General features: G+C 67.5%; 22 protein-coding genes. 13 read left to right on the top strand and 9 right to left on the bottom strand.

What is annotated here, in order from left to right:
- Window positions 1-40: 40 nt before the first annotated feature.
- From A5759_RS04470 to A5759_RS04450, 5 genes are all read left to right on the top strand, one after another.
- Window positions 41-1,018 (top strand): ABC transporter permease, encoded by a 978-nt coding sequence (locus A5759_RS04470; RefSeq protein WP_068194400.1) that lies wholly within the window; start codon window positions 41-43, stop codon window positions 1,016-1,018.
- Complete coding sequence (locus A5759_RS04465; RefSeq protein WP_068194396.1) at window positions 1,015-1,935, top strand: ABC transporter permease; 921 nt, start codon at window positions 1,015-1,017, stop codon at window positions 1,933-1,935. Before A5759_RS04470 ends, A5759_RS04465 begins: the two co-directional genes overlap by 4 nt.
- A complete protein-coding gene (locus A5759_RS04460) occupies window positions 1,932-3,773 on the top strand; it encodes an ABC transporter ATP-binding protein (RefSeq protein WP_068194393.1) in 1,842 nt (613 codons plus the stop codon). The genes A5759_RS04465 and A5759_RS04460 overlap by 4 nt, the downstream gene beginning before the upstream one ends.
- A gap of 11 nt (window positions 3,774-3,784) precedes the next feature.
- Window positions 3,785-5,455, top strand: coding sequence for an ABC transporter family substrate-binding protein (locus A5759_RS04455; protein ID WP_068194389.1), 1,671 nt, complete (start codon window positions 3,785-3,787; stop codon window positions 5,453-5,455).
- Window positions 5,456-5,564: 109 nt separating this feature from the next.
- Window positions 5,565-6,932, top strand: a complete 1,368-nt coding sequence (locus A5759_RS04450) for a wax ester/triacylglycerol synthase domain-containing protein (RefSeq protein WP_068194386.1) — start codon at window positions 5,565-5,567, stop codon at window positions 6,930-6,932.
- A gap of 183 nt (window positions 6,933-7,115) precedes the next feature.
- Here the strand turns inward: A5759_RS04450 and A5759_RS04445 are convergent, their stop codons facing one another.
- The 4 genes from A5759_RS04445 to A5759_RS04430 all read right to left on the bottom strand — a co-directional run bounded on the left by A5759_RS04445 (window position 7,116) and on the right by A5759_RS04430 (window position 13,007).
- Window positions 7,116-7,580, bottom strand: a complete 465-nt coding sequence (locus A5759_RS04445; RefSeq protein ID WP_068194383.1) for a DUF309 domain-containing protein — start codon at window positions 7,578-7,580, stop codon at window positions 7,116-7,118.
- A gap of 25 nt (window positions 7,581-7,605) precedes the next feature.
- The gene (locus A5759_RS04440; RefSeq protein WP_068194379.1) at window positions 7,606-9,141 is read right to left on the bottom strand and encodes a GMC family oxidoreductase; all 1,536 of its coding nucleotides are present in this window, start codon (window positions 9,139-9,141) and stop codon (window positions 7,606-7,608) included.
- Window positions 9,142-9,240: 99 nt separating this feature from the next.
- Window positions 9,241-11,862, bottom strand: a complete 2,622-nt coding sequence (locus A5759_RS04435) for an AAA family ATPase (RefSeq protein ID WP_068194376.1) — start codon at window positions 11,860-11,862, stop codon at window positions 9,241-9,243.
- Window positions 11,859-13,007 carry an exonuclease SbcCD subunit D gene (locus A5759_RS04430; protein WP_068194374.1) on the bottom strand — a complete coding sequence of 383 codons (1,149 nt, stop codon included), beginning with the start codon at window positions 13,005-13,007 and terminating at the stop codon, window positions 11,859-11,861. The genes A5759_RS04435 and A5759_RS04430 overlap by 4 nt, the downstream gene beginning before the upstream one ends.
- A 103-nt stretch (window positions 13,008-13,110) precedes the next feature.
- Between A5759_RS04430 and A5759_RS04425 the strand changes: the two genes are divergently transcribed.
- On the top strand, window positions 13,111-13,629 hold the full coding sequence (locus A5759_RS04425; RefSeq protein ID WP_068194372.1) for a histidine phosphatase family protein: 519 nt from the start codon (window positions 13,111-13,113) through the stop codon (window positions 13,627-13,629).
- A gap of 9 nt (window positions 13,630-13,638) precedes the next feature.
- On the opposite strand, the gene A5759_RS04420 is transcribed toward A5759_RS04425, so the two are convergent.
- Both A5759_RS04420 and A5759_RS04415 read right to left on the bottom strand, forming a co-directional pair.
- Window positions 13,639-14,196 (bottom strand): DUF3558 domain-containing protein, encoded by a 558-nt coding sequence (locus tag A5759_RS04420; protein ID WP_068194371.1) that lies wholly within the window; start codon window positions 14,194-14,196, stop codon window positions 13,639-13,641.
- On the bottom strand, window positions 14,193-14,756 hold the full coding sequence (locus A5759_RS04415; RefSeq protein ID WP_066842526.1) for a DUF3558 domain-containing protein: 564 nt from the start codon (window positions 14,754-14,756) through the stop codon (window positions 14,193-14,195). Before A5759_RS04415 ends, A5759_RS04420 begins: the two co-directional genes overlap by 4 nt.
- Before the next feature lie 77 nt (window positions 14,757-14,833).
- Between A5759_RS04415 and A5759_RS04410 the strand changes: the two genes are divergently transcribed.
- The 3 genes from A5759_RS04410 to A5759_RS04400 are packed head-to-tail and all read left to right on the top strand — an operon-like array spanning window position 14,834 to window position 20,668.
- Window positions 14,834-16,573: an ABC transporter ATP-binding protein gene (locus tag A5759_RS04410; RefSeq protein WP_068194369.1), complete on the top strand. Its 1,740-nt coding sequence runs from the start codon at window positions 14,834-14,836 to the stop codon at window positions 16,571-16,573.
- An 8-nt stretch (window positions 16,574-16,581) separates the two neighbouring features.
- On the top strand, window positions 16,582-18,486 hold the full coding sequence (locus tag A5759_RS04405) for an ABC transporter ATP-binding protein (RefSeq protein WP_068194513.1): 1,905 nt from the start codon (window positions 16,582-16,584) through the stop codon (window positions 18,484-18,486).
- A gap of 19 nt (window positions 18,487-18,505) precedes the next feature.
- Window positions 18,506-20,668 carry a molybdopterin-dependent oxidoreductase gene (locus tag A5759_RS04400; RefSeq protein ID WP_068194366.1) on the top strand — a complete coding sequence of 721 codons (2,163 nt, stop codon included), beginning with the start codon at window positions 18,506-18,508 and terminating at the stop codon, window positions 20,666-20,668.
- Here A5759_RS04400 and A5759_RS04395 read toward each other — a convergent pair.
- Window positions 20,665-21,231, bottom strand: a complete 567-nt coding sequence (locus A5759_RS04395) for a hypothetical protein (protein WP_068194362.1) — start codon at window positions 21,229-21,231, stop codon at window positions 20,665-20,667. The genes A5759_RS04400 and A5759_RS04395 overlap by 4 nt on opposite strands.
- A 109-nt stretch (window positions 21,232-21,340) precedes the next feature.
- Window positions 21,341-21,544: a hypothetical protein gene (locus tag A5759_RS04390; protein ID WP_068194359.1), complete on the bottom strand. Its 204-nt coding sequence runs from the start codon at window positions 21,542-21,544 to the stop codon at window positions 21,341-21,343.
- 96 nt (window positions 21,545-21,640) lie between these two features.
- On the opposite strand from A5759_RS04390, the gene A5759_RS04385 reads away from it, so the two are divergent.
- The gene (locus A5759_RS04385) at window positions 21,641-22,534 is read left to right on the top strand and encodes an AIM24 family protein (RefSeq protein WP_064418845.1); all 894 of its coding nucleotides are present in this window, start codon (window positions 21,641-21,643) and stop codon (window positions 22,532-22,534) included.
- Here A5759_RS04385 and dtd read toward each other — a convergent pair whose 3' ends face one another.
- Window positions 22,535-22,966 (bottom strand): D-aminoacyl-tRNA deacylase, encoded by a 432-nt coding sequence (gene dtd / locus A5759_RS04380; protein ID WP_064396348.1) that lies wholly within the window; start codon window positions 22,964-22,966, stop codon window positions 22,535-22,537. It lies immediately after the preceding gene.
- 88 nt (window positions 22,967-23,054) lie between these two features.
- Here dtd and A5759_RS04375 point away from each other — a divergent pair, with 88 nt between their 5' ends.
- From A5759_RS04375 to A5759_RS04365, 3 genes are read left to right on the top strand one after another with little or no spacing between them, the layout of a single operon-like run.
- Window positions 23,055-23,261, top strand: coding sequence for a heavy-metal-associated domain-containing protein (locus A5759_RS04375; RefSeq protein ID WP_068194358.1), 207 nt, complete (start codon window positions 23,055-23,057; stop codon window positions 23,259-23,261).
- Window positions 23,261-24,181 (top strand): hypothetical protein, encoded by a 921-nt coding sequence (locus A5759_RS04370; protein WP_068194357.1) that lies wholly within the window; start codon window positions 23,261-23,263, stop codon window positions 24,179-24,181. Before A5759_RS04375 ends, A5759_RS04370 begins: the two co-directional genes overlap by 1 nt.
- Window positions 24,171-26,384: a cation-translocating P-type ATPase gene (locus tag A5759_RS04365; protein WP_068194356.1), complete on the top strand. Its 2,214-nt coding sequence runs from the start codon at window positions 24,171-24,173 to the stop codon at window positions 26,382-26,384. Before A5759_RS04370 ends, A5759_RS04365 begins: the two co-directional genes overlap by 11 nt.
- Window position 26,385 lies beyond the last annotated feature (1 nt).

The following is a 26,385-nucleotide window of genomic DNA, read 5'->3' as shown; positions in this document are numbered from 1 at the left end:
CCTAACCTGAGCGCATGCAGCCGACCGACGGACGCTCCGCATGACGCGGTTCTTGGCGCGCCGACTGCTCAATTACGTCGTGCTGTTGGCACTGGCCTCGTTCCTCGTCTTCCTGCTCGCGTCGTGGCAGTTCGATCCCCTCGACAGCCTGGAGAGCCGCAACCCGCGCCCGCCACAGAGCGTCATCGACGCCAAACGCGTCGAACTCAATCTCGACAAGCCGGTGCTCGAGCAGTACGCCCACTGGGTATCGGGCGCCATCCGCGGCGACTTCGGTATGACGATCGGCGGGCAGCCGGTCACCGACGAGCTGTGGCGCCGGGTGGGTGTCAGCCTCCGCCTGTTGGTGATCGGCTCGGTCGTCGGGACGGTGATCGGCGTGGCCGCCGGGGCGTGGGGCGCCATCAGGCAGTACCGGCTCAGCGACCGCGTCGTGACAGTGCTGTCCCTTCTGGTGATCAGCACGCCGACCTTCGTTCTGGCCAACCTCTTCATCCTGGCCGCGCTGGGCGTGAACAACGTGCTCGGCGTGCGGATCTTCGAATACACCGGCGAGACTTCGCCCTTCCCCATCGAGGGGGCGTGGAACCAGTTCGTCGACCGATTGCAGCACCTGGTGCTGCCCAGCATGACGCTCGCCATCTCCTCGATCGCGATCTACAGCCGCTACCAACGCAACGCCATGCTCGACGTCCTCGGTCAGGACTTCATCCGCACCGCGCGGGCCAAGGGCCTGACGCGGCGGCGCGCGCTCGTCAGGCACGGCCTGCGCACCGCGCTGATCCCGATGGCGACGTTGTTCGCCTACAGCGTCGCGGGATTGGTGACCGGTGCGGTGTTCATCGAGAAGATCTTCGGTTGGTACGGCATCGGGGAATGGATCGTCACCGGCATCGGTAACCAGGACATCAACATCGTCGCGGCGATCACCGTGCTGTCCGGCGCGATGATCCTGTTGGCCGGCTTGCTCTCCGACGTGGTCTACGCCGCACTCGATCCGAGGGTGCGGGCGTCATGACCGAACCCGCCACCACACAGAAGTCGACTACCGCGCAATCCGGCGTCTCGGAGGGCTTCGCGTCGCGACGAACGCTGGTGTTCCGCCGGTTCCTGCGCAACAAGCCGGCCGTCATCTCCCTGGTGCTGTTGGTGGTCATGTTCATCGGGTGCTACGCATTGCCGCCCCTGTTGCCCTACAGCTACAACGATCTCGACTACTTCGCGCTGCAGCAGCCGCCCAGCCCCGAGCACTGGTTCGGCACCAACGCGCTGGGACAGGACCTCTTCGCCCAGACGCTGCGCGGGATGCAGAAGTCGATGCTGATCGGTGTCTGCGTCGCGTTCATCTCGACGATCATCGCGGCGACTGTCGGCACGATCTCGGGGTACTTCGCCGACTGGCGAGACCCCACCCTGATGTGGCTGGTCGACTTGATGCTGGTGGTGCCGAGCTTCCTGCTGATCTCAATCGTGGTGCAGCGCACCAAAGGTGACATCATCTGGATGATCGTGCTGCTGTCGTTGTTCAGCTGGATGATCAGCTCCCGGATCGTCCGTGGCATGACGATGAGCCTTCGCGACCGCGAATTCGTCGCGGCCGCACGCTATATGGGTGTCAGCAACTGGCGGATCATCATCCGCCACATCCTGCCCAACGTCGCGTCGATCATCATCATCGACACGGCACTCAACGTCGGTGTGGCAGTGCTGGCCGAAACAGGACTGAGCTTCCTGGGTTTCGGCATCCAGCCGCCCGATGTGTCGCTCGGCACGCTGATCGCGGACGGCACGAAGTCGGCGACGACGTTCCCCTGGCTGTTTCTGTTCCCCGGCGGTGTACTGGTCCTGATCATCCTGTGCGCCAACCTCGTCGGCGATGGCCTGCGCGACGCGCTCGATCCTGGTGCGCGTCAGCTGCGGAGGCGCAAGCGATGAGCCTGCTCCAGGTCCGCGACCTCACCGTCGAGTTCCCCACGGACTCGGTACCAGTGGAAGCGGTGCGCGGCATGAACTTCGACGTCGGCAAGGGCGAGGTCGTGGCGCTGGTCGGCGAATCCGGGGCGGGCAAGTCGGCCAGCGCGATGGCCGTCGTCGGGCTGTTGCCCGAGTACGCCGAGGTGTCGGGTTCCATCCGCCTGCACGGCGACGAGTTGATCGGCCTGTCCGACCAGCGGATGTCGGCGATCCGCGGCAAGGCCATCGGCACGGTGTTCCAGGACCCGATGTCGGCGCTCACCCCCGTCTACACCGTCGGCGACCAGATCGCCGAGGCGATCGGGATCCACCAGCGCGGCATCGGTCGGCAGGCCGCCAGGAAGCGCGGGGTCGAACTGCTCGAGCTGGTCGGCATCGCCCAGCCCGACCGACGGGCCAAGTCGTTTCCGCATGAGTTGTCCGGCGGTGAACGCCAGCGGGTCGTGATCGCCATCGCCATCGCCAACGATCCCGACCTGATCATCTGCGACGAGCCGACGACCGCTCTGGACGTCACGGTGCAGGCGCAGATCCTCGAAGTGCTGAAGACCGCCCGCGATGTGACCGGCGCCGGCGTCCTGATCATCACCCATGACCTGGGGGTGGTCGCCGAATTCGCCGACCGCGCCCTGGTGATGTACGCGGGGCGTGCGGTCGAGGTGGCCGGCGTCGATCAGCTCTACCGCGACCGCCGCATGCCCTACACCGTCGGGCTGCTGGGCTCCGTGCCGCGCCTCGACGCCGCCCAAGGCGCGCGCCTGATCCCCATCCCGGGGGCACCGCCGTCGATGGCCGCGCTGCCGCCCGGGTGCCCGTTCGCCCCGCGCTGTCCGCTTGCGATCGACGACTGCCGCGCCGCCGAGCCCGAGCTGCTGCCGATGGACTCCGGGTCGGGCCATTTCGCCGCGTGCATCCGCACCGAACACGTCGTCGGCCGCAGCGCCGCCGAGATCTACGGCGTGTCCACGGCCCCGCCCGACACACCGTCTTCGGCCGAGCCGCCGGTGGTGCTGCGCGTCGATGATCTGGTCAAGACCTACAAGCTGACCAAGGGTGTGGTGTTTCGCCGCCAGGTCGGTGAGGTGCGCGCCGTCGACGGCATCAGCTTCGCACTGCACCAGGGTCGCACGCTGGGCATCGTCGGAGAGTCCGGATCGGGCAAGTCGACAACCCTGCACCAGATCCTGGCGCTGACCGCCCCGGAAGGCGGCTCCATCGAGGTGCTCGGCAAGGATGTGGCCTCACTCGACCGGCGGGCCCGCCGCGAGCTGCGCGGGGACCTGCAGGTGGTGTTCCAGGACCCGGTGGCCTCGTTGGACCCGCGGCTGCCGGTGTTCGAGGTGCTCGCCGAACCGTTGCAGGCCAACGGTTTCGACAAGCGCCGGCGCGACGAACGGATCGGCGAGCTGCTCGGCATCGTCGGGTTGCAACGTGAAGACGCCACCCGGTATCCGGCCGAGTTCTCCGGCGGGCAGAAGCAGCGCATCGGCATTGCGAGGGCGCTCGCGCTACAGCCGAAGATCCTCGCGCTCGACGAGCCGGTGTCGGCCCTGGACGTCTCGATCCAGGCCGGCATCATCAACCTGCTGTTGGATCTGCAGCAGCGCTTCGGGCTGTCCTATCTGTTCGTCTCCCACGACCTCTCCGTGGTGCGGCACCTGGCCCACCGGGTGGCGGTGATGTACAAGGGCACCGTCGTCGAGCAGGGCGACGGTGACCAGGTGTTCACCGACCCACAGCATGACTACACCCGGCGGTTGCTGGCCGCGGTGCCGCGACCGCAGGTGAATCGCCGCTAAAGTCGGACCGCATGAGGATGCGACGCTTTGCTGCGGCTTCCATGATCGCCGCGCTGACCCTGACCGCGTGCTCGGGAGGTTCCGAGGAAGCCCCCTCCGCCGGCGGCGAGGCGGCGGTGGGAAACACCAACGACATCAACCCGCAGGACGTCGCCAACCTGCAGCAGGGCGGCAACCTCCGACTCTCGATCAACGAGTTCCCGCCGAACTTCAACCCGCTGCACATCGACGGCAACACCGGTGACAACAACTCGCTGATGAAACCGGCGATGCCGCGCGCGTTCCGGATCGGCCCCGACGGCTCGGCCACCGTCAACACCGACTACTTCACCGATGTGGAGCTGACGAGCACCGACCCGCAGGTCGTCACCTACACGATCAACCCGGAAGCGGTGTGGAGCGACGGCGCGCCGATCACCTGGGAGGACATCCAGTCCCAGATCAACGCCACGAGCGGCAAGGACGACCGGTTCGCGATCGCCGCGACCAACGGCAGCGACCGGGTCGAGAAGGTCGAGCGGGGCGTCGACGACCGCCAGGCCGTCATCACGTTCGCCGAGCCGTGGTCCGATTGGCGCGGGATGTTCGCGGGCACCAGCATGCTGGTGCCCAAGAGTTCGACGGAGAACCCGGAGGTCTTCAACAAGGGTCAGCTCAACGGCCCCGGCCCGTCGGCGGGACCGTTCATCGTCTCCAACCTCGACCGTGGTGCCAAACGAATCACGTTGACCCGCAACCCCAAATGGTGGGGTGAGCAGCCGCTGCTGGACAGCATCACGTTCCTGGTCCTCGACGACGCCGCACGCATCCCCGCGCTGCAGAACAACACGATCGACGCCACCGGTCTGGCGACGCTCGACGAGATGGAGATCGCTCGACGCACGCAGGGCGTGACCATCCGGCGCGCGCCCGGTCTGGCCTGGTACCACTTCACGTTCAACGGCTCCCCGGGTTCGATTTTGGCCGACCCCGCGCTGCGACGCGCGATCGCCAAGGGCATCGACCGCAAGACCATCGCCGAAGTCACCCAGCGCGGGCTAGCCGACAACCCCGCACCACTGAACAACCACATCTTCGTTGCGGGCCAGGAGGGTTACCAGGACAACAGCGGCGCGATCGCCTTCGACCCGGAGAAGGCCAAGCAGGAACTCGACGCGCTCGGTTGGCGACTCAATGGCCAGTTCCGGGAGAAGGACGGCCGCCAACTCGTGATCCGCGACGTGCTGTTCGACTCGCTCAGCACCCGGCAGTACGGACAGATCGCGCAGAACAACCTCGCCCAGATCGGCGTGAAACTGGAGTTGGATGTCCGGCCTGCGGCCGGTTTCTTCACCGACTACGTCACCGTCGGCAACTTCGACATCGCTCAATTCTCCTGGAGCGGTGACGCTTTCCCGCTCGCCAGCCTGACGCAGATCTACCGGACCGGAGCCGAGAGCAACTTCGGACAGATCGGCAGCCCACAGATCGACGCGAAGATCGAGCAGACCGTCGGCGAACTGGATCCCGCGAAAGCCCGGGTGCTGGCCAACGAGCTGGACAAGATGCTGTTCGAAGAGGTGTTCAGCCTGCCGTTGACCCAGTCGCCGGGAAACATCGCGACGCGAAGCAATCTGGCGAACTTCGGTGCGTTCGGCCTGGCCGACGCCGACTACACGAAGATCGGTTTCATGAAGCCCTGACCCGGTCCGGTAGGACTTTCGTGGTCATCTTCGGGGTCTTTGGTCCTCTGGCTCCGCGAGAGCATCGCGGTGAGTGACACGCCGTCGTAGCGTGAGTGCGGGAGATCTTATGACTGCATTCATGCGCAACTCGGACGCCTTCACCTGGGCGATGGAAACCGACCCGCGGCTGAGGTCGACGGTGGTGACGGTGATCATGCTCGAGCGGGTTCCGGATTGGGCCGCGGTCCGAAACCGCTTCGACCGGATCAGCCGCATGCTGCCGATGTTCCGCCAGCGGGTGGCGCAGTCGCCGCCGCCGGCACCGCCGCGGTGGGAGTCTGCACCCGACTTCGACCTCGACTTCCATCTTCGGCGAGTGACCGCGCCGGCGCCCGGCACGCTCCAGACGGTGCTGGAGATGGCGCGACTGGCACAGATGGCCGACTTCGACCGGGCCCGGCCGCTGTGGGAAGCCACCCTGATCGACGGCTTGGAAGATGGCGCGGCGGCACTGCTGTGCCGGTTCCATCACGCGTTGACCGACGGTGTGGGCGGCGTCCAGATCGGGATGATCCTATTCGACCTGGAGGAAGGCCCGAGCACCGTCGAGCCGCTGCCCGCGGAGCCGCAGGCGCAGGCCGCGTCGTGGTTCACGGGTTATGGGGACACGATCCGGTACAACGCCGGGCTGGCCGGCGCAGCCGTCAGCGCCGTGGTCAAGTCGGCCCCCGGATGGCTGTTCGGCGGGATTCGCCGACCCCAGCAGACTTTGAGTTCCGCGGCGGCGACGGCGGCATCGATCTACCGGACGGTCCGGCCGGTGAACAGCACCGGCTCGCCCCTCATGACGCGACGCAGCCTCGTGCGCCACCTCGCCGTGCACGACGTTCCGCTGCATCGGCTGCGCGAGGCGGCGCACCGCTGCGACGGCGCCCTCAACGATGCCTTCGTCGCCGCAGTCGCCGGCGGATTGCGCCGCTATCACGACAAGCACGGCGTCGGTATCGGCGATCTGCATCTGACCATGCCGATCAACCTGCGGGCCACGACCGACGCGATGGGCGGCAACCACATCACGCTCATGCGGTTCGACATCCCCGCGGGAGTGGCCGACCCGTCCGACCGGATCAGCGAAATACGCCGTCGCACAGACAACGTGCGTCACGAACGCTCGTTGCCCTACACCCAGACGATCGCCGGGGCGCTCAACCTCATGCCCCGCTGGTACATCGGGTCCATCCTGCGCCACGTCGACTTCGTCGCCAGCGACGTGCCGGGCATCCCGGTCCCGGTCTATCTCGGTGGGGCGCGCGTCGGCGCGCAGTACGCGTTCGGGCCCACGATCGGCGCAGCCGTCAACGTGACGTTGTTGACCTATGCGGGCACCTGTCATTTCGGCATCAACGTCGACACCGGCGCGATACCGGATTACGACCTGTTCCACGACTGCCTGGTCGAGGGATTCCAGGAGGTGCTGGCGTTGGCGGAGTCTTAGGTTCGCGCTGAGTCAAAGCAGTGCCCGCGACGCGCGGCGTCGGTAGACAAAGGCCAGGGTGATCTGGCAGAACCTGCTGCACGGCACCCCGATTCCCTCGAACGCCTACTTCTGACCCTCACCCACCCAGTGATTTGTGGAGTCGTAGCGGTGCTGGCCGCCGGTGCGAATCCACAGACCGCATCAGGACAGGCGCGGCCGCAATCGCTGCGGGTCGATCGCCGCTCCCGCTTCGAGGTCGTCGATGAGCGTCTGGGCATAGTCGATGAGTCCCGGGACGTCGACGTCGTGGGCGACTGAGGCGTCGGCCAGACCAGCGCGTGCGCGGTCCAACACCGCCAGCGCTCCCTGGGTGTTTCCCCGTTGGATGTGCGTGATGCCGACGGCGAGTTGGGCCAGGCTCTGCCAGAGTGTGCGTTCGGCGTCCGGGCCGTTCTTCCACGCCGCCTCCAACACCTCGTGCGCGTGAAACGCCATGCCGTCGTCGAGGAGCTCCTGGGCGTAGGCGAGTGTCTCGGTCGGCGGCAGGTCGAGGTCGTCGGGGATGCGCTCGACACCCTCGCTGCCGTGGGGCAGCGGACGCCCCAGAGCATCGCGGGGTCGGGTGTTGCGGGGACGCCCGGCGTCGTCGCGGTCGCGCTCGGCCATGGAACCATCTTGACACTCGCGGCTATCAGGCACGCAGCAGCTCGGCGGCCTTCTCCCCGATGAGCACGCTGGGCGCGTGGGTGTGCCCGCGGATGATCGCCGGCATCACCGACGCGTCGGCGACTCGCAGCCCTTCGACGCCGCGGACGCGCAGGTTCGGGTCGACCACGCTCGCGTCGTCGCGCCCCATGCGGCACGTGCCGACCGGGTGGTACAGCGTGTGCGAGAACGTGGCGAGCGCGCGTTCCAGCGTCGCTTCATCGAGCGCCGCTGAGTCGAGGGGCCGCGCGATCTTGCCGATGACGCCCTCGAGCGCGGGCGCCTGGGAGATGGTGGCGCAGATACGCAGGCCGGCCATCACCGCCGCACGGTCGGCGCCGTCGGGATCGGTGAGATAGCGCGGGTCGATGATCGGCTTGTCCGCCGGGTCGGCCGAACGCAGTTCGATGGTGCCGCTGCTGGCCGGCTTGAGCAGGACTGTCCCCAGGACGACGGCGTGCGTGTCGTAGGGGTCGCCGATGCCCTCCTCGAAGAACGGGGCCGGGGCGAAGATCAGCTCCAGATCGGGCAACGCGAGGTCGGATCGGCTCCGGACGAAACCGTAGGCCTCCCCCACGTTCGAGGTGAGCATCCCGCGGCGTCGCAGCAGGTAGTTGAGCAGCTGAAGCGGCTTCTCGGCGGCGAACAGACTGTCGTTGGGTACGTCGAAGCCGAGTGCCGCGATGAAGTGGTCGAGAAGGTTGGCTCCGACGTCCGGGGCATGGACCAGCGTCTGGATGCCGTGCTCGGCCAACCGTTCGCCGTCGCCGATGCCCGACAGCATCAACAGCTGCGGGCTGTTGATGGCGCCGCCGCACAACACCACCTCGCGCCGGGCCTTGATGACGCGACGGGTGCCGTGCTGGTCGATCTCGACGCCGACGGCGCGCCGGCCCTCGAACACCACCCTGGTCGCCAGCGCCTCCGTTTCGAGCGTGAGGTTCTTGCGCTTGAGGGCGGGCTTGAGGTAGGCGTCGGCGGCGCTCCACCTGGCACCGCGGCGCTGGGTGACCAGCGTCTCGCAGAAGCCTTCTGGCGCCGCCTGGTTCGGCTTCTCGATTCGGTAGCCGCACTCTTCGGCAGCGGTGAGCCATTTGGCGGTGGCGCTGCGCGGGCTGCGCTGCTTGCTGATCGAGAGCGGACCCGCTTCGATACGGCGCAGGTACGGCTCGAGGTGCGCGTAGTCCCACTGCTCGCCGGCGGCCTGGCCCCAATCGTCGTAGTCGGCGGCGAATCCACGGACCCACATCATCGCGTTCATCGACGACGACCCGCCGACCATCTTGCCTCGCGGCCAATAGATTTGGCGGCCCTCGAGCTTTTTCTGCGGTTCGGTCAGGTAGTCCCAGTCCATCGGGCCGCGGAACAACTTGACGAAGCCTGCGGGGATGCGGATGAACTTGTCCTTGTCATGCGGACCCGCTTCCAGTGCGACGACCCGGACGGACGGATCGTCGCTGAGCCGGGCGGCCACCACCGACCCTGCCGAGCCGGTTCCCACGACGATGTAGTCGGCTTCCATCCGCCGGAGTCTAGGTTTTTCGGGACGGAGAAACGCGCAAGTGGAGGAAACCCGACCGGAGATCGACGCCACCGACAGCCGGTCCGTACACGGATGCGGCTATGCCGTGAGCGCGATGTGCTGGGCTCCGTCGACGGCCGCGTACCGCTGCGGGCTGCACGTCAGCACGATGACCTGCCCGTCGCCGCCCACCGCGTTGAACACCGCACCCATCTTGACCAGGCGGTCGGGATCGGTGAATCCGAGCGCGTCGTCGATGACCACCGGCACGCTGTCCTCCTTGGCCACCAGCGCCGCGCTGGCCAGTCGCGCCACGATGCCGAGTTGTTCCTTGGCCCCACCGGACAGCGAGTCGTATGGCACGGTGCGGCCCGACAGCGTACGGGTGCAGATCCGTAGCGCACTGTCGACTTCCACTTCGAAGCTGTCCCCGAACACCATGCGGCCCAACCGCTCCACTTCGCCGCGGAACGGCTCGACGTAACGCAGCCGGGTGGAGTCGCGGTGCCTAGCGATCACCGACCGCAACAGCTCCGCGGCCCGCGCGCGGCGCTGCACTCTTTCGTATTCGGCGAGGGCGTGCTCCCGCTCCGTCGCCGCCTCGTCGAGCTTGCCCTTGCGGCCTTCGGTGCCGTACACCGTCAGCCGCGTGCTGACCTCCCGCAACTCCTCAGCCATCTGGTCGTACCCGGCCGACAGGGCGTCGGCCCGGCGCGTCGCCTCCTGAAGAGCCACGGCCACGGCGTCGGGCTCGGCGCGGGCCAGCTCCTGGCTCAATTCCTCGACCAGCGCCGTGGCCCGCAGCGCTTCGTCGGCATGCGCCTGAGCCCGCACCGCCAGCTCGTCGTCACCGACAGTGGCGCGCTGCCCCTCCAACCGCTCCCGGGCAAACGCGAGCTCGGACTGCGCACCGACCAACTTCTCGTGCAACACAGTCGACCGGGTGTTGCACTCCCCCAACCGCTTAGCGGCCTCCTCGGCGACCTTGCGCTGCTTTTCACAATCGGCGATCGCCTGCTTCTGCGCGGCGCTCGCCGCGTCGAGTTCGGCGCGGGCTGCGTCGGCGTCGATATCGAACAGTTCGGCCACCTCCGGCTGACGCGCCTTGAGGTCAGCAAGCCGCGCGCTGAGCCGGTCGGCCGGTTCGTCGCCCGTCAGCGCCTCGACCCTCGCGCCCAGCCGGTCCCGGGTGGTGATCAACTCCTGCCGCCGCTGATCGAGGGCGCGTGCCTCGGCGACGTCGTCGACGCCGCACACCGTCAGCGCCGACGCCAACACATCTTGTGCCGCATCGAGTTTGGCTTGTGTCTGCGAGGCGGGCGTGCCGGGCACCAGCCGAGCGATCAGCAGGTCCGGCACCTCGACGGCGGTCTCGGCGCTGACGCTGGCCGTCCACGCCTCGCCGGCGCCGAGGGCGATCGCCTGGTCTCCGACGCGTACCTCGACGGCGGCCGTCGCGATCAGCTCGATGTGCGCCGACGCCAGCTCGACCTGTGCCGCCACGGCGTCGACCGTCGCTTTGGCGTATTCGATGGCCCGCATTCTCTCACCGGTCACCCGAACCTCGGCGAGTTCGTCCTGCACGCGGTCGAGTTCACGCTGAGCGGTCTCGATCTTCGACAGTTGCGCGGTGATGCGATCGGCCTCGTCGCGGTCGGCAAGGCGTTGAACGGCGCTGCGCGCCGCTTCGACTCGGGACTGAATGTCCGCCAACGCTTTCCGCGCCTGCTCGGCGGCGGCCTCGGCGAGCTCGGCCACCTCGGCGGCCGTCGACTGGTTCTCGCCGGCCTGGGCCGCCGCGGTCTCGAGGTCGGCCATCGCGGCGGTCCGCTGCTCGATGTCCGCACGCAGGCGGCGCCGCTCCTCGACCGCGGTACGCGACGTGTCGTGGTTGGCCTGTGCCGCCGCGAGAACCAGCTCGGCTTCCTTGAGCTGTCCCCTCAGCGCGGCCACCTCGTCGGCGGCGTTCTGCGCAATGGCGACCTGCTTCGCCGCGTCAGCGCGCTGTGCGGCCAGCCGGCCCAGTTCGTCGGTGAGCGTGGCGTGCCTGCGGACGGCGTCGTCAACCTGCGCCACGGCGGCCGCCGCCTCGGCCAACACCTCCTCGGCCGTTCGCAATCGGTTGACGGCAGCGGCCCATTCACCCGTGGGCCTGCCGGTGCGGGTGAAGTAACGCAGGTATTCGTCTTCGACGCGGTCGACCAGCAGCGGTTCGGCACCCGAAAGTTGCACGGCCTCACCGGCAGCCACGTCGAGCGCACGTGACAGCGCGTCACATCCGGACAGGTCCACCGCCGCCGTCGACCCGGACTGCAGCACCCGCTGGGCCTGCCACAGGCACGTGTCGACGGTCTCGTCGAGCATGGCCCGAACGCGGTCGTGCGCCTCGTCGCCGGTGAACTGTTCGCGGCGTGGCTCCACAATCGTCAGCTCGGTCTCGAAGCGTTTGTGAAAGCGCTTGCGGTACACGAAACGATATGGGCCGGTCGAGATTTCGGCCTCGACCTCGGCACCGACGTCGGCATGCGTCGGCTTGACCTCTTTGACCTCTTTTTTCCCCGACCGGTCCTTGGCTTCGATCAGCAGGTCCAGCGCCTCGATCATCGACGACTTGCCGATCTCGTTCGCCCCGCTGACGATCACCACGCCGTGGTCGGGAAATTCGATCGCCCGGCGGGTGATACCTCGGTAATTGGTGAGGACCAAACGGTGCAGTTTCACGCCACACCCCGATCCGACAGCCGCAGCAGCAACGCCAGGGCCGCTCGGGCGTCATCGGCCGCCTCGCCGTCCGAGCGTGCGGTCGCGACCAGTTCGTCGACGGCCGATGCGGCGAAGCCGCCGATGCCGAGGTCGTCGAACTCGCCGTCGGCGGGAACGACCGCGATGTCGCTCTGCTTGTCGTCCACCCTCAACGCGGCGAAGAGTCGGGCGTACTTGTCCAGGCAGGTGTCGAGGGCGGCCTTGTCGGTGACCGTCAACGATCCGGTCAACGCGAGCCGGACCACGGTGCGTTCCTTGTCCGGCAACAGATCCAGGTTGATGTCCAGGTCCGCGACGTCGCGGTCGCTGTCCACTCCGCGGCGCAGCGTGACGAACCGCCAGCGGCCCACCTTCCGCGGTTCGACGGTCACCGGACGGGCCGGGTCGTCCTCGTCGATGTCGACGATCAGCACATGGCCCGGGTCCGTTTCGATGTCGTCGTAGTTGGTGACCTCCGGCGACCCGGAATACCAGATCCGCCCGGTGGACCCGACCTGCATCCGAGAGTGCTTGTCGCCCAGAGCCACATAGTGCGCGGCGCCCCGATCGACGGCCGCCTCCAGCGCCGCCAGCCGAATCAGCGACGGCCGCTCCTTGTCCGGCACGAAGATGTCCACACCGCCGTGGCCGACGACGACCCGCGTCACCCCGTCGGCGGAAAGACCCTCGAGCACGCCCGCAACGGGGTCCGACGACGGCGCCTTCGAGGTCCACGGCGCCGCGACCAGTTCGAGGCCGGGCCGCACCTCGTGCACACCGGCGCGGTCGAGGACCGACACGTTGTCGGGGCACTCGGCGACGAACAGCGGGCTTGTGTAGACCGACGAGGCGTCGAGCGGGTCGTGGTTGCCCGGCAGCAGGTAGACGGGAACGCCGATGGTGCGCATGGCCTCGAGCGACTGGCTGATGTCGCGTGGCGCGAGCTGGTTGTGCTCGAAGACGTCGCCGGCGACGACGACGAACTCCGCACCGGTGTCGGCGGCCACCCGTCCCAGCTCGGCCACCGCGTCGCGGCGCGCTGCCGAATAACGGGGCTGCGCCTCACCATTGAGGAAGTATCGCGTCATCCCGAGTTGCCAGTCGGCGGTGTGCACGAATCGCATCTCAGCGCCCCCTTCCCCTGGTGTGTTTGCCGGGCACCGCGAGTGTAGGGCGGCACGCCGACAAGTCCCGGGAGGTGCGGCGGCATGCCTTACCGTTAGTCCGGTGACCGACCGGTACCGCACGCTGCTGTTGCTCCGGCACGCCAAGTCGGACTACCCGCCGGGGGTCGGCGACCACGATCGCCCGCTGGCGCCGAGGGGCGTGCGCGAGGCCGGGTTGGCCGGCGACTGGCTGCGCGCCCACGCGCCCGCCGTCGACGCCGTGTTGTGTTCCACCGCGACCCGAACCCGCGAGACGCTTGCACGCGCCCGCATCGCCGCGCCCGTCGAGTACCGCGATCGCCTCTACGACGCGACTCCGGGCACGGTGATCGACGAGATCAACCGGGTCCGGTCACACTTCGACTTCGAGGTCAGCACCCTGCTGGTGATCGGCCACGAGCCGGCGATGTCGGGTGTCGCGCTCGGCCTGGCCACCGTGGACGGCAGCAACATCGGTGCGGCCGAACAGATCTCGCTGAAGTTCCCGACGTCGTCCATCGCGGTGTTGCGCACCGGCGAACCGTGGGACCGGCTCACCCTCGACGGCGCCGCGCTGGTCACCTTCCACGTGCCGCGCTAGCCGGCGAAGCTACGCGCGGGTGGCGAGCGTCAACTCCATCAGCTTGATCGCCATTCCGCAGGCGTCCATCCCCGGCGACTGCGGGTTGATCCACCAGCCGACCACCCCGGCCGCGTCGCTGGCCACACCGCACGCCCCGTTCGGATCGTTCGGCCGCATCACGATGGACTGGATCCCAGCGACCCTGCGGTCTTCGATCCGATAGTCCAGTCGCTGGGCCACCTCGCGCTCGTGGTCCAGATCGCCCTGTTCGAACCAGAATCTGGTGATGTCGATGAGGCCACCGGGGTTGGCCGCCTGCCAGCGGCACACCGCACCGACGAACGTGCTCTGGATGTCGAGGGGGTCGGCGCCGACGGTCTCGGCGAGGATGTCTTCGGTCAGCACCTCGCACTCCTTGAGCAGGTTCGGGTACTGGCGCTCGGAGTCTTCGTTGCGCGGTCCGCCGCCCGTCCCCGATTTGGCCGCCGTGCCTTCGACCGTCTGGGTGCAACCGGTGAGCACGGACAACGAAGCGAGCACGGCGACCATGCCCGCGATCAGCCGACGAGCGGGCGCGGTTCTCATTCGGAGTTCACAATCGATTGGCGGGTCAGTTCCTTGGCCACCTCGCACGGATCCGGGAACGGCTTCGCGCCGTAGCTGACCGACCACTCGATGAAGTCGTCGTCGAACTGGATGCCGATCTCGCAGAGGTTGACGCCGTTGATCGGGTCCTCGCTGTACCCGATGAACCCGTCGTGGCCTTCGATGCTGATGTCTTCGACCGCGGTGCGCGACAGTTCCATGGTCTTGCGTTCACGCCCGATCGGGCTGCCGCGGAACCAGGTGAACGAGAAGTGCGGACCCAGGATGCTGCCACCGGCCAGCCACTGACATCCGACGGAGGTCTTGGCGGTGTTGATCAGCCCGGGAATCCGGGTCTGCTTGATGACCTCCTGGTCGCTGATGCCGCCGCATTGGGGGAAGAACGGGCCGTGCGAGACGTTCTCCGTGGGAGCTGTGGTGTCCTCGGGCACTTGCGGGCCTGCGGGTTCGGAATCCGAGCATGCGGACAGCGGAATGACCACCGCCGCCGCGAGGGCCAGGCAGCGGGTCACGCGCGTGCTGTGAGTCACGCCATGCACTGTAGCGGCAGCTCTGGAGGTCAACCACCGACATGCCGGTTGACCTGCACATATATCGGATGTGCGACAGTAACGGGATGCTATGGGCGCTGCTGCGACAGTACGCGCGGCCATATCGGGCGCTGCTCGCCACCGTCGCCACGCTGCAATTGGTCAGCACGCTCGCCTCGCTGTACCTGCCGACGGTCAACGCCGCGATCATCGACGACGGCGTCGCGGTCGGGAACCTGCGCCGGATCGTCGAACTCGGCGGTGTGATGCTGGCGGTCACCGCACTGCAGGTGGTGTGCGCGGTGGGGGCGGTGTACTTCGGCTCGCGGGCGGGCATGGGCGTCGGCCGCGACCTGCGCGCGGCGATGTTCAACCACGTGACCGGGTTCTCGGCCGAGGACGCTGCACGCTTCGGGGCACCGTCGCTGCTCACCCGCACCACCAACGACGTCCAGCAGATCCAACTGCTGGTGCAGCTGACCTGCACCATGCTGGTCACCGCGCCGATCATGTCGATCGGCGGAATCTTCATGGCGCTGCATCAGGACGCCGGGCTGTCCTGGCTGCTGTTGGTGAGCGTGCCGATCCTGGCCCTGGCCAACTACTGGATCGTGCGTCACCTGCTTCCGATCTTCCGCCGCATGCAACGAATGGTCGACGACATCAACCGGGTGATGCGCGACCAACTCACCGGCCTGCGTGTGATCCGCGCGTTCGCCCGAGAACCGTTCGAACGCAACCGGTTCGCCGAAGCCAACCACGCGCTGGCCGTCACCGCGCTCGAAGCCGGACGGTGGCAGGCGCTGATGCTGCCCACGACGACACTGGTGATCAACGTCTCGAGCGTCGCGTTGATCTGGTTCGGTGGGCTGCGGATCGACGCCGGGCAGATGCAGGTGGGTTCGCTGATCGCGTTCCTGGCCTATTTCATGCAGATACTGATGGCGGTCCTGCTGGCCACGTTCATTCTCGTCATCATCCCGCGTGCGTCGGTGTGTGCTGAGCGGATCTCCGAGGTGCTTTCGGTCGCACCGCACATCGTCAGCCCCGAAGACCCGGTGCGGCCGTCGAGGATCCGGGGCGAGATCCGGTTGGAGGCCGCGACATTCAGCTATCCCGGCGCTGAACGACCTGTACTGCAGGATATTTCGCTGACGGCACGCTCGGGTACAACGACGGCGGTGGTCGGCTCCACCGGGTCGGGCAAGTCGACGCTGGTGTCGCTGATCTGCCGGATGTACGACGCGACGAGCGGTTCGGTGTATCTCGACGGCGTCGACGTACGCGACTACGACCCCGAGCAGCTGTGGTCGGTGCTCGGCCTGGTGCCGCAGCGTGGATACCTGTTCTCGGGCACCGTCGCTGACAATCTGCGGTACGGCAAATCGGATGCCACCGACGAGGAGATGTGGGCCGCGCTGCGGGTGGCCGCGGCCGACGACTTCGTGCGCGCCCACCCCGACGGCCTGGACATGAAGGTCGCGCAGGGCGGGGCTAATTTTTCGGGCGGACAGCGTCAGCGGCTGGCCATCGCCCGGGCGGTGATCCGCCGACCCGCGGTGTATCTGTTCGACGACGCGTTCTCCGCACTCGACGTGCACACCGACGCCCGCGTGCGCTCTGCGCTGCGTGAGGCGTCGGCAGAAGCGACGGTCATCGTTGTCGCCCAGCGCATCTCCACGGTGATCGAGGCAGATCAGATCGTGGTGATCGACGACGGCCGGATCGTCGGCGTCGGCACTCACGAAACCCTGCTGAGGGACTGCCCGCAGTACGCCGAGTTCGCCGACTCCCAGTCGCTCGCCATCGTCGGGGACACCCAGTGACCGGCCCGATGGGCCGGCCGATCCGCGGCGTGATGCAGGCCCCGACCCAACGCTCGCGCGACTTCAAGGGTTCGGCGATCCGCTTGGTCAAGCGGCTGACACCGCAACGCGGCCTGACCGCGTGCGTCATACTCCTGGGCGTCGCGGGCATCGCGATCAGCGTCATCGGCCCGCGAATACTGGGGCACGCCACCGATCTTCTGTTCAACGGCGTCGTCGGCCGTGCGCTGCCCGCGGGGATCACCAAGGAGCAGGCCATCGACGCCGCCCGCGCCCGTGGTGACAGCACCTTCGCCGATCTGCTGTCGGGGATGAACGTCGTCCCGGGGCGAGGTGTCGACTTCGAGGCCGTCGGGCGGACCCTGCTGCTCGCGTTGGGGCTGTATCTCGTCGCCGCATTGATGGTGTGGTTGCAGGCCCTGCTCCTCAACGTCGCGGTGCAGCGCACCATGGCCAGGCTGCGCTCCGACGTCGAGGACAAGCTGCATCGAATGCCGCTGTCGTATTTCGACTCTCGTCAACGCGGCGAGGTGCTCAGCAGGGTGACCAACGACGTCGACAACATCCAGGGCTCGTTGTCGATGACCATCAGCCAGCTGTTGACGTCCGTGCTGACGGTGTTCTCGGTGCTGGTGATGATGTTGACCATTTCACCGCTTCTGACACTGCTGACCGTGGTGACGGTGCCGCTGTCGCTGTGGGCGACCCGGGCCATCGCGCGCCGGTCGCAGCGACTGTTCGTCGCGCAATGGGCGAACACCGGCAGGCTCAACGCCCACATCGAGGAGACCTACAGCGGCTTCACGATCGTCAAGACCTTCGGTCACCGTGCCGCGGCGCAGGAGCGGTTCCGCGAGTGCAACGACGACGTGTATCACGCCGCCTTCGGCGCCCAGTTCTTCTCCGGTCTGGTCGGGCCGGCCACCACGTTCATCGGCAACCTGAGCTATGTCGCGGTCGCCGTGGTCGGCGGGTTGCAGGTGGCCACGGGCCAGATCACGCTGGGCAGTATCCAGGCGTTCATCCAGTACGTCCGCCAGTTCAACCAGCCGCTGACGCAGGTCGCGGGCATGTACAACACGCTGCAGTCCGGTGTGGCCAGTGCGGAGCGGGTTTTCGACCTTCTCGACGCGGAAGAGGAGGCGCCCGATCCCGCGGACCGGCTACCGGTCGTGAAGCCGGGAACGGGCGGGCAGGCCGGTCGGGTGGAGTTCGAGGACGTCACGTTCGGCTACCACCCCGACACCCCGGTGATCCGGAATCTGTCGCTGATTGCCGAACCCGGCAGCACGGTGGCGATCGTCGGGCCGACGGGCGCGGGTAAGACCACGCTGGTGAACCTGCTGATGCGGTTCTACGACGTCGACTCCGGCAGGGTCCTGGTTGACGGCGTGGACATCTCGACGGTCAGCAGGGACTCGCTGCGGTCCCGCATCGGGATGGTGCTCCAGGACACCTGGCTGTTCGCGGGCACCATCTTCGAGAACATCGCCTACGGCAGACCTGATGCCTCCGAGGACGAGGTGATCGCGGCGGCCAAGGCGGCATACGTCGACCGGTTCGTCCACATGCTTCCCAACGGCTATCAGACCCACGTCAGCGACGACGGCGCCTCCATCAGCGCCGGCGAAAAACAGCTCATCACAATCGCGCGCGCGGTGCTGGCCCAGCCCAGCCTGCTGATCCTCGACGAGGCGACCAGCTCGGTGGATACCCGCACCGAGCTGCTGATCCAGCAGGCGATGGCCGAGTTACGCCGCGACCGAACGAGTTTCATCATCGCCCACCGGCTGTCGACCATCCGGGACGCCGACCGCATCGTGGTGATGGACGCGGGCGAGATCGTCGAACGCGGCACCCATGCGGAGTTGGTCGCTAAGCATGGCGCTTATTGGTCCATGACGCAGGCCTAAGCGTCGTACGCTCAAGGCGATGAGCGAAACGGTCTACACGTTCTGCCGGATCTGTCTGGCCTCCTGCGGACTCGAGGTGACGGTCGAGGACAACCGCGTCACGAAGATCGCCGCCGACAAGCAGAATCCGCACAGCTGGCGGGACTTCTGCGCCAAGGGCCGCACCGCACACAGGCTCGTCGAGCATCCGCGCCGGATCCTCAACCCCATGCGCCGCGTCGGCGATTCCTACGTGGAGGCCACCTGGGACGAGGCCATCGCCGACATCGCCGCCAGGATGAACGCCGCGATCGAGGCGGGCGGACCCGACGCAGTCGGTGTCTACTACGGCAACCCTGCGGGTTTCTCCTCGTCCAACGTCATCTTCATGAACGGCTGGCTGGACGCGCTCGGGACCCAGAACCGCTACGCCGTGGGCTCGGTCGACCAGAACGCGATGCACGTCGTCGCGGAGGCGATGTACGGCTCGATGCTGATGGTGCCCGTGTCCGACGTCGACAACTGCGACTACTTCCTGCTGGTCGGCACGAACCCCGCTGTGAGCGCGTGGAATTGGCTCGAGACGGTACCCGGTGGGTGGCGACGTGCGCTGGCACGTCAACAACAGGGCGCGACGATCGTGGCGGTCGACCCGCTGCGCACCGAATCCGCCGAGAAGGCCGACGTGCACCTCCCGGTGCGTCCGGGGCAGGACTGGGCGCTGCTGCTGGCGATGGTGAAGGTCATCCTCGATGAGCGTCTCGAACATCGGCAGGACTGCGCGGAACTGGCCACCGGAGTCGGCGATCTGCATGCGCTGGTCGCCGACGTCGACCTCGACGAACTCGCCGCCCGCTGCGACATCCCCCGCGACCAGATCGAGCGGGTTGCCCGCGACTTCGCCGCAGCGCGCGGGGCCATGGTGGTCACGCGCACCGGGGTGTCGTTGCACATGGCGGGCACCGTCGCCGAGTGGCTCGGGCATGTGCTCAACGTGATCACCGGCCGGATGGACCGGCCCGGCGGACGTCGCTTCGAACCCGGCTACGTCGACGCGATCCGGATGTCGGCGATGGTCAAGGCCAAGCCGCACTACAGTCGGCTGCTGGGCCGCGAAATGGTCGCGGGCGCACACGCACTCAGCGAGTTGCCTGACGAGATCACCACACCGGGCCACGGTCAGATTCGCGCGCTGTTGATCAACTGCGGCAACCCCGTGATCTCCGGCCCCGACGGCGACAAGCTGGACCGTGCCCTGGCCGATCTGGACCTGTTGGTCGCGATCGACTTCGTCCAGCGGGAGAGCCACCGCCATGCACACTGGCTGCTGCCCGCGGCCCACTGGCTCGAGCGCAACGACCTGCTCGCGTTCACCAGCAACATGCACGACGAGCCGTATCTGCAGTACGGCGCCAAGGTCGTCGAGCCGCCGCCGGGAGTCCGGCAGGAGTGGCGCATCTTCACCGACCTCGCGATCGCGATGGGCAGACCGCTGTTCGGCGCCAAGGGCCTCAACGGATTCATCAAGGCAACGCCGGCCGCGGCGCGTGTGACGCGCAGGCCGGCCCTGGAGTTCGGACCGCATTGGATCGACCGCCTGATCGTGGCGACGTCACGAAAGTCCAACGGGCGCAGGATCAAATGGCGAGACGTCATATCGCACCCGCACGGCTGGGTGTTGGGTCCCCGCGAGTTCGGGCATTTCCGCGACGCGTTGAGAACCGACGACAAGAAGGTGCACGTGGCACCACCCGAGTTCGTCGCGCGGGCCCGCGAACTGCTCGCCGATCCGCTTCCGGCGGCACCCGTCGGCTATCCGTTCCAGTTGGCCAACCGCAGACACCGGCACTCGATGAACTCGTGGCTCAACGACTTACCCGGGCTTCATCCCGCCGGTAAGGGCAACGACGTGATCATTCACCCGAAGGACGCGGCCGATCTCGGGGTGGGCGACGGCGACCTGGTCAGGGTATTCTCTCCGGTCGGCGAGGTCGAGTTGACGGCGGTGGTGGACGACCGTCCGCGTCAAGGGGTGATCATCGTCGACCACGGTTGGGGCTCACGGGTTTTCGATCCGCGCGGCCACGACGCGCCGGTCTCTTACGGTGCGAACCGCAACCTGTTGGTCGAAGGCGCTCCGGTGGACCCGCTGTCCCAGACGGCGGCGTTGAGTTCGCAATACGTTGGCGTGGAGCGAATCTAGAGGTTCGGTCCCTCGGCCCGCAGTTCGTCGACGTTGCGCATCGCATCGCGCAGCTTGCCCAGCCACTCCTCGGCGTGCTCACCGACCAGCCGCACCGACCACACCAGCGCATCCGAGCGGGACCGCGCCACACCCGCGTCGACCAGCGTGTCGAGCACCTGACGTTCGGGTTGGCGCAGTCGCGTCATCACCGGAACGGCCATGTTGGTGAACATGATTCGCTCATAGTTGTCGGCGCCCGGCGCCCCGATCTCGATGCCCCACGCGACCTTGCGCCCGTAGCGCGCCTCGGCCTCATCGGCGATGCGCATGCGTTCGGCGCGGGTCTCCTCACGGAACCGCGCGGCCCGTCCGGATGCGCGGGCCTCGCTCTCGTCGCCTTCGGGTTCCGCGAGCCTTCCGATGACGGTGATTTCCTCGCGGTCGACCACCACCGTCGGGTCTCCGCCGAACCAGCTCTCGGGAAGCCGACCGGCGAACCAGTCGGCGGCGTCGCCCGCATCGGGCTGCTGAGCCTGTTGCCAGCCGCCTTGGCGGCGCCGGCCATGGATATTGTGTCGCATGATTACATGCTTACACCGTTACACCCCTCCGAGGTGACTGTTCGCTGAGAGCGAACGCTCCAGGTCAGAAGGGGTCATCGACACCGACAAAACCGGACGACGTCTGTGACTAGCCGCGCTTGCGCAGCAGCAGCGCGCCGCCGCCGACGATCGCAGCGATCAACAGCAGAACGGCCAGCGTCGGGCTCACCAACCACCACACCAGCCCGACCGCGATGAGCGCAGGTGAGGCGACGAAGAGCGCCATGCCCGGATGCTGCTTGAGGACCGCGAAGGCGCTCTGCGCCCGGACCCGGTCGATTTCCTTTGCCATGGCACAAGAATGCCAGTCGTCGAGTGGTTTCGGGCGCGATGGATCAGCGCGCAAAGTACCTCACCGCAGGAGGGCCGTCCGGTTAGTTTGTAGACCATGACAGCACCGAGCAACGGAAGCTGGCGACCCGATCCCGAAGGTCGCTATGAGTACCGCTGGTGGGACGGGCACAACTGGACCGACCAGGTGTCGCACCAAGGGCAGGTCGGCAGGGCACCGCTGACCTCGCTCGGGGGACCTCCCCCAGCACGCCAGGCTCCACCACAGCAGGCCGCCCCTGCGCAGGCGATGGCGGTCGGGCAGCCTGCAGGCGACGGCTTCGGAGGGATCAGCGGCGATCTGGTGGACGGCCGGTTCAGCGAAAAAGAAGCCAAGGCCATCGCCAATCAAAACACCAAAATGTTGCGGGTGCGCCTTGGGGAGCCGTTCATGGCGCGGCAGGGCTCGATGGTGGCGTACCAGGGCAACGTCGACTTCGCGTTCGAGGGCGGCGGTGCCTCGAAGTTCATCAAGAAGGCACTGACCGGTGAAGGGCTGCCGCTGATGCGCTGCCAGGGACAGGGCGACGTCTTCCTCGCCGAGCGGGGCTACGACGTGCATCTGCTGCAGCTGACCAACTCCGGCTTGTCGATCAGCGGCAAGAACGTGCTGGCGTTCTCCTCGAACCTGAACTGGAACATCGAACGCGTGCGGGGCGGCAGCATCGCGACCGGCGGCCTGTTCAACACCACGCTGCGCGGAACCGGTTGGGTGGCGCTGACGACCGACGGGCCCCCGGTGGTGCTCAATGCCGCCGAGGCGCCGACGTTCGCCGACACCAATGCGGTGGTGGCGTGGTCGGCGAATCTCCAGACTCAGCTCAAGACCAGCTTCAAGGCCGGCGCGCTCATCGGCCGCGGCTCCGGTGAGGCGATCCAGGTCGCGTTCCACGGGCAGGGGTTCGTGATCGTGCAGCCCTCGGAAGGCGCACCGCCGGTCGCCACCACATAGTCACAGCTCGAGCAGCACGGTCACCGGGCCGTCGTTGACCAGCTGAACCTGCATGTGAGCGCCGAATATGCCGGTCGACACCGACGCACCAAGGTCACGCAGCGCATCGGCGAACGCGGTGACCAACGGCTCTGCGGTCGCGCGCGGCGCGGCGGCGTTCCATGCCGGGCGCCGGCCCTTGACGGTGTTCGCGTACAGGGTGAACTGGCTGACCACCAAGATCGGGGCGCCGACATCCGAGGCGGACTTCTCGTCGTCGAGAATCCGGAGCTGCCAGACCTTTTCGGCCATCCGCCGAGCCTTGGCAGCGTCGTCGTCGTGCGTCACGCCGACCAAGGCGAGCAGACCCTGCCCCTTGGGCTCGATCGCCCCAACGACCTCGCCGTCCACCGTGACGGCTGCTGAAGTGACCCGTTGGGTGAGAACACGCATGGATGCCGATGCTGCCACGGTGGCCGCGCCGGGGCCGGGAAGCGCACCTGAATGAATACCCCTAGGGGGTATCAGGTACGCTGGTTCCATGGCTACCACCACTGTCACAGTCACCGGAATGACCTGCCAACACTGCGCCGCATCGGTGCGCGAGGAACTGGGGGAGATCCCGGGCGTCAAGGCGGTCGACGTGGATGTCGCCAGCGGAGCGGTGACCATCGACAGTGACGCACCCGTCGGGGCCGACGCCATCAAGGCCGCCGTGGAAGAGGCCGGCTATAAGTTGGCGAGCTGATGAAGACCGCCCCTCGGATCGCCGCGTTCATCGCCGCGCTCGCGGTGGTGTTCGCAGCCTCGATGTGGGTCGGCCGCTCGTTCGGCCCTGAGGGTGATGCCGCTACCGCGCAGCACTCCACCGCGCACGCAGATGCACAGCCCACCGAGGCGCCCGGCGGCTTAGAGGTGACCGAGAGCGGCTACACGCTGGACGTGCCACAACCGCTCCCGCCGGCGAACCGAGACTCTCCTCTGGAGTTCAGGATCCTCGACCAGCAGGGTTCTCCGGTGACGAATTTCGACGAAACTCACGAGAAGCTGTTGCACCTGATCGTGGTCCGCAACGACCTGTCCGCTTTCCAGCACCTTCACCCTGTGCTCGACGACCGCGGCGCATGGCGGACTCTCGTGGATTTCGGCCGCGCGGGCGACTACCGCGTCTTCGCCGACTTCGTGCCCAGCGGCGGTCCCGCGCTCACGCTCGGGGCCAACGTGCATGTCGCAGGCCCATACTCCCCCGTTCCACTGCCCGCGGCCGACACGTCAGCGACCGTCGACGACTACACCGTCACGCTCAGCGGGACCCCAAAAGCCGGTGAGGCATCGGCTCTTACGCTCAACGTCCACCGCAACGGGATTCCGGTCGACAACCTGCAGCCGTACTTGGGGGCCTACGGCCACCTCGTTGCGCTGCGGGCCGCCGACCTCGCATATCTGCACGTGCATCCGATGGGCGGACCCGGTGACGCGGGTACCCGCCCGGGCCCGGCGATCGAGTTCCACACCACGTTCCCCAGCGCCGGGAAGTACCGCCTTTTCCTTGACTTCCAACACCGCGACGTCGTGCGCACAGCCGAGTTCACCGTGTCGGTCGATCCCTCCTCCGCGCAGCAGGACGTCCCTACCCACGACCACGGCGAGGCCGACCATGGCCACTGACACGATCGAGCTGTCCATCGACGGTATGACCTGTGCGTCATGCGCGAACCGAATCGAGCGCAAGCTCAACAAGATCGAGGGCGTGACGGCCACCGTCAACTTCGCCACCGAGAAGGCGCGCGTCCAGTACAGCGCAGACGTGACCCCGGAGGCGTTGGTGGCCACCGTCGAAGACGCCGGGTATCAAGCGCACCTGCCTACCGAACAGGCGACCGCCGTCGAAGACGATCCGACCGCCACCCTGCGGCACCGGCTGCTGGTCTCGCTCGCCTTGACGGTTCCGGTGATCGCGATGGCGATGATCCCCGCTCTGCAGTTCACGAACTGGCAGTGGCTCTCGCTGACGCTGACGGCGCCGGTGGTGGTGTGGGGAGCGTGGCCCTTCCACCGTGCCGCATGGGCGAACCTGCGCCACGGCAGCGCCACCATGGACACGCTGATCTCGATGGGCACGCTCGCCGCGCTGGGATGGTCGGTCTACGCGTTGTTCTGGGGCACCGCAGGCACCCCGGGAATGACCCATGGCTTCGAGCTGACGCTGTCACGCACCGACGGCTCGGGCAGCGTGTACTTCGAGGTCGCCGCAGGCGTCACCACATTCATTCTGGCCGGGCGATATTTCGAAGCGCGTTCCAAGCGGCGCGCGGGCGCGGCCCTGCGTGCCTTGCTGGAGCTGGGCGCCAAGGACGTCGTGACTCGCAGCGATGGCCGCGAACAACGGATTCCGATCGATCAGCTCGGTGTCGGTGACGAATTCGTGGTGCGGCCCGGTGAGAAGATCGCCGCCGATGGCGTCGTGGTCGAGGGCGCCTCGGCGGTGGATGCGTCGATGCTGACTGGCGAAGCGGTTCCGGTGGACGTCGGACCCGGTGACGAGGTCGTGGGTGCGACGGTCAACGTCGACGGCCGACTCGTGGTGCGGGCCAAGCGGGTCGGCGCCGACACGCAGCTTGCCCAGATGGCGCGGCTGGTCGAGGACGCCCAGAGCGGGAAGGCCGACGCACAGCGGCTGGCCGACCGGATCTCGGGTGTGTTCGTGCCGGTTGTGATCGCGCTATCGGTTGCGACTCTGGGCTTCTGGTTGGGCACCGGGGCGTCGGCCGCGATGGCCTTCACCGCGGCGGTGGCAGTGCTGATCATCGCATGCCCGTGCGCGCTGGGGTTGGCCACGCCGACCGCGCTCATGGTCGGTACGGGTCGCGGCGCGCAGCTGGGCATCTTGATCAAGGGGCCCGAGGTGCTGGAGTCGACCAGGCGGATCGACACCATCGTGTTGGACAAGACGGGGACCATCACCACCGGCAGGATGACGTTGATCGACGTCGTCGCCGCCGACGCTGAACGGCCCGACGACGTGTTACGGATGGCCGGTGCGGTCGAGGATGGTTCCGAGCATCCGATCGCCAGGGCCATCGTGACAGGCGCGCGGGAGAAGCTGGGTGAGCTGTCGACGGTGGAAGGTTTCACCAACCTGCGCGGTCTCGGGGTGCGCGGACGGGTCGACGGGCGCGATGTGACCGTCGGACGGCAACGGCTGCTGTCGTCGCACGAGCTTCCCGCGTCGCTGAAAGTCACGGTGCGGCAGGCGCAGTCACAGGGTCGCACCGCCGTCGTCGTCGGATGGGACGGTGAGGCCCGGGGGGTGCTGGTGGTCGCGGATGCGATCAAACCGACCTCACCCGAAGCGATCTCGCGGCTTCGTGCGCTGGGGCTGAAGCCGATCATGGTGACCGGCGACAACGAGGCCGCGGCCCGCACGATCGCCGCGGAGGTGGGCATCGAGGATGTCGTCGCCGAAGTACTGCCGCAGGACAAGGTGGATGCCGTTCAGCGCCTGCAAGCTGACGGCAAGGTGGTCGCGATGGTCGGCGATGGCGTCAACGACGCGGCGGCCCTCGCCCAGGCTGATCTCGGACTCGCGATGGGAAGCGGCACCGACGTCGCGATCGAGGCGAGCGATCTGACCTTGGTCCGCGACGACTTGAACGCGGTCCCCGACGCAATCCGCCTGTCTCGCAGGACGCTGGCGACGATCAAGGGAAACCTGTTCTGGGCGTTCGCTTATAACGTCGCGGCGTTGCCGTTGGCGGCGGCCGGGTTGCTGAACCCCATGATCGCCGGTGCGGCGATGGCATTCAGTTCGGTGTTCGTCGTGAGCAACAGCCTTCGGCTGCGCCGGTTCTCGGCTACCGCGTCGCGGTGAT

It is taken from the genome of Mycobacterium sp. 852014-52144_SCH5372336 (genome assembly GCF_001665615.1).
Lineage (GTDB): Bacteria > Actinomycetota > Actinomycetes > Mycobacteriales > Mycobacteriaceae > Mycobacterium > Mycobacterium neumannii_A.
Note: the sequence above shows the minus strand (reverse complement) of the source record. Positions and strands in the feature narration are given on the sequence as shown.